The sequence below is a fragment of the Micromonospora sp. 15K316 genome (genome assembly GCF_004348525.1).
Classification (GTDB): domain Bacteria; phylum Actinomycetota; class Actinomycetes; order Mycobacteriales; family Micromonosporaceae; genus Micromonospora.
In genome coordinates, this window is record NZ_SMKG01000361.1 from 1 (window position 1) to 3,462 (window position 3,462).

A 3,462-nucleotide genomic window follows, 5' to 3' on the forward strand; every position below is an offset into this window, starting at 1 on the left:
GGGCCGCTGCGGTTGCCGGGGGTGCCGTGCAGCAGGAAGACCGCGGGGCCGTCCGGAGCGCCGGAGGTCTCCACCGCGAGGCGCCGCCCGTCGCGGGTGACGACGGTGTGCTGTGCCGCGTTTTCTAGCGTCACGGTGGCCTCCCGCGGCTTCGTCATGTGCTTCCCCGAACGCACACCGGTGGGTCTTGAGTGCAAAGCCCCCGAAACCACCCAGAACATAGTCCTGGTGTGCAGCGTACTGCCCGCCGAGTGACCCCGCCATGGGCCACCGGGCCAATGCCGGGCGATCGGGCCGGCCGAGCCTGCCGCTACCCTGGTACCCCGAAGAAAGGGGCGCCGAGCAGGTGGCTAGGACCTACAACGTCGTGACGTACGGCTGCCAGATGAACGTGCACGACTCGGAACGCATCTCCGGCCTGCTGGAGCAGGCGGGCTACGTGCGCGCCGCCGGGGGCGACGAGACCCCGGACATCGTCGTCTTCAACACCTGCGCGGTCCGGGAGAACGCCGACAACCGGCTCTACGGCAATCTCGGCCGGCTGCGTCCGGTCAAGGACAAGCACCCCGAGATGCAGATCGCCGTCGGCGGCTGCCTGGCCCAGAAGGATCGCGGCGACATCGTCCGCAAGGCCCCCTGGGTGGACGTGGTCTTCGGCACGCACAACATCGGGTCGCTGCCGGTGCTGCTGGAGCGGGCCCGGCACAACGCCGCCGCCGAGGTGGAGATCCTGGAGTCCCTCGACGTCTTCCCGTCGACGCTGCCCACCCGCCGCGAGTCGACGTACGCCGGCTGGGTGTCGATCTCGGTCGGCTGCAACAACACCTGCACCTTCTGCATCGTGCCGTCGCTGCGCGGCAAGGAGAAGGACCGCCGTCCCGGCGACATCCTGTCCGAGGTCCGGGCGCTGGTCGACGAGGGCGTGCTGGAGGTGACCCTGCTCGGGCAGAACGTCAACTCCTACGGCGTCGAGTTCGGGGACCGACTCGCCTTCGGCAAGCTCCTGCGCGCCTGCGGCGAGATCGAGGGCCTGGAGCGGGTGCGTTTCACCAGCCCGCACCCGAAGGACTTCACCGACGACGTGATCGCGGCCATGGCCGAGACGCCGAACGTCTGCCACTCGCTGCACATGCCCCTGCAGTCCGGCTCCGACACGGTGCTGCGCGCCATGCGCCGCTCCTACCGGGCCGAGCGTTACCTCGGGATCATCGAGAAGGTCCGCACGGCGATGCCGGACGCGGCGATCACCACCGACATCATCGTGGGCTTCCCCGGCGAGACCGATGCCGACTTCGAGCGCACCCTCGACGTGGTGCGCGAGTCCCGGTTCTCCTCGGCCTTCACCTTCCAGTACTCCAAGCGCCCCGGCACCCCCGCGGCGACCATGGAGGGCCAGCTGCCCAAGCAGGTGGTGCAGGAGCGCTACGACCGGCTGATCGCCTGCGTCGAGGAGATCACCTGGGCGGAGAACAAGAAGCTGGTCGGTGAGACCGTCGAGGTGCTGGTCGCCGTCGGCGAGGGCCGTAAGGACGAGCGCACCGGGCGGATGTCCGGCCGGGCGCGCGACGGCCGGCTCGTGCACTTCGACGCGGGTTCCCTCGCCGGGCAGCTCCGCCCGGGTGACATCGTGCACACCACCGTCACGTACGCCGCCCCGCACCACCTCAACGCCGACGGTGAGCCGCTGTCCCACCGCCGTACCCGCGCCGGGGACGCGTTCGAGGCGGGGCGCTCACCACGTACGCCCGGCGTGCTGCTCGGACTGCCCACGATCGGAGCGCCGGCGGCGACGCCCGCCGCCACCTCCGGCTGCGCCACGCACTGACCCGGAGCGGGGGGCCACCGTCGACGTCACGGTGTCGAGAAGGGGTCCCCGCCCCGGCTCCGCGGTGGTGCGCCGGCGGGCCCGGCTCGATTCCGCTGCCGAGCGGGGCCGGCCGCCCGTGTCGACGGGTGATCGTGACGCGGAAAGCCCCGGTCCCGCGAGGGGACCGGGGCTTTCCGGGACGGCTCAGCTCAGCTGGACTGCTCGGCGAGCTGGAGGAACTGCCGCTTGGAGGCGAGAGCCTGTTCGGCCTCGCGGACCCGGCGGGCGTCACCGGCGGCCTGGGCCCGGGCCAGCCGCTCCTCCGCCTCGGCGACCTGCGCCCGCATCTGGGCGAGCAGCGGGCTGTCCTCCTTGGAGGTCCGCCGCCAGGCCGAGTCCATCACCTCGCGGACCTTCTCGTCGACGACCCGGAGCCGACGCTCCAGCCCGGCAGCCGCCTCGCGCGGCACCCGGCCGGCCTCGTGCCACTGCGCCTGGATGTCCCGCAGCTTCGCCTGGGCGCCCTTCGGGTCGCCCTCGACGTCCAGCGCCTCCGCCTCGGCGAGCAGCGCCTGCTTGCGCTCCAGGTTGCCCCGCAGCTCGTTGTCCCGCGCGGAGAAGACCTCGCTGCGCCGGGTGAAGAAGTCGTCCTGCGCCGCGCGGAACCGTTCCCAGAGCCGCTGCTCGGCCTCCTTGGACGCGCGCGGCGCCGCCTTCCACCGCGTCATCAGGTCCTTGAGCTGGTTGGCGGTGGCCGCCCAGTCGGTGGAGTCCTTGAGCTTCTCGGCCTCGGTGACCAGCTCCTCCTTCTCCGCCTGCGCCTGCTTGCGCTGCGCGTCCAGGGACGCGAAGTGCGCGCCCCGGCGGCGGGTGAAGCCGTCGCGGGCCGCGGCGAACCGCTTCCACAGCTCCCCGTCGGTCTTCTTGTCGACGCCGCGGATGGTCTTCCACTCGTCGAGGATCTCCTTGAGCCGGTCCCCGGCGGTCTTCCACCCGGTCGACTCGGCGGCCAGCTTCTCCGCCTCCTCGACCAGCGCCGTCTTGCGGGCCAACGCCTCGCCGCGCGCCGCGTCCCGCGCCGCGCGGGCCTCGCCCGCCTTCTCCTCGGCCACCGTGGCGAGCCGGTCCAGTCGCGCGGCCAGCGCGTCGATGTCGCCGACCACGTGCGCCTCGGCGAGCGAAGCCCGGATCCGGCGGATCGTGCTCAACGAGTGGCCGGCGTCCGCCGCACCCGAGTTGAGCCGGGCCTCGGTCAGATCCACCTCGGTCACCAGGTCCGCGAAGCGGCGGGCGAAGTGCGCCAACCCCTCCTCCGGGGCCCCTGCCTGCCAGGATCCGACCACCCGCTCGCCCTCGGCGGTCTTGACGTACACGGTGCCGTCCGCGTCCACCCGTCCGAAGGCAGTCCAGTCGCTCATGTGCCCATCCTCGTTCTCCCGGCGTCGGGAGAGCAGTGTCCCGATCGCCGCCACAGCGCAGCCAAGTTTCTCCCCGGCATTGTCACAGGTACGACCCCGTCCCCGTCGAGCGCCTATCGCCGACCGTGACCATACGGTGTCCTAGCGCCCGGATGACCGGATCGGCGCACAGACGCACCGGCGCGTCCCGCTACCGTGAACGGGTGCCACTGGTCGCCGCCGCCGTCTGCCCCCACC

2 protein-coding genes are annotated in these 3,462 nt (G+C 72.2%); one reads left to right on the forward strand and one right to left on the reverse strand.

Translation table 11 applies throughout. The annotated features are described in order from the left end of the window. The first annotated feature begins 346 nt into the window (after positions 1–346). The gene (gene miaB / locus E1211_RS31370; protein WP_132353746.1) at positions 347–1,825 is read left to right on the forward strand and encodes a tRNA (N6-isopentenyl adenosine(37)-C2)-methylthiotransferase MiaB; all 1,479 of its coding nucleotides are present in this window, start codon (positions 347–349) and stop codon (positions 1,823–1,825) included. 191 nt (positions 1,826–2,016) lie between these two features. Here miaB and E1211_RS31375 read toward each other — a convergent pair whose 3' ends face one another. Continuing rightward, positions 2,017–3,225: a DUF349 domain-containing protein gene (locus tag E1211_RS31375; RefSeq protein ID WP_132353748.1), complete on the reverse strand. Its 1,209-nt coding sequence runs from the start codon at positions 3,223–3,225 to the stop codon at positions 2,017–2,019. Positions 3,226–3,462: the final 237 nt, after the last annotated feature.

Bases quoted from the DNA above. Each gene is read 5' to 3' on its own strand.
- E1211_RS31375 (WP_132353748.1), bottom strand. From the start codon at position 3,225: ATGAGCGACTGGACTGCCTTCGGACGGGTGGACGCGGACGGCACCGTG.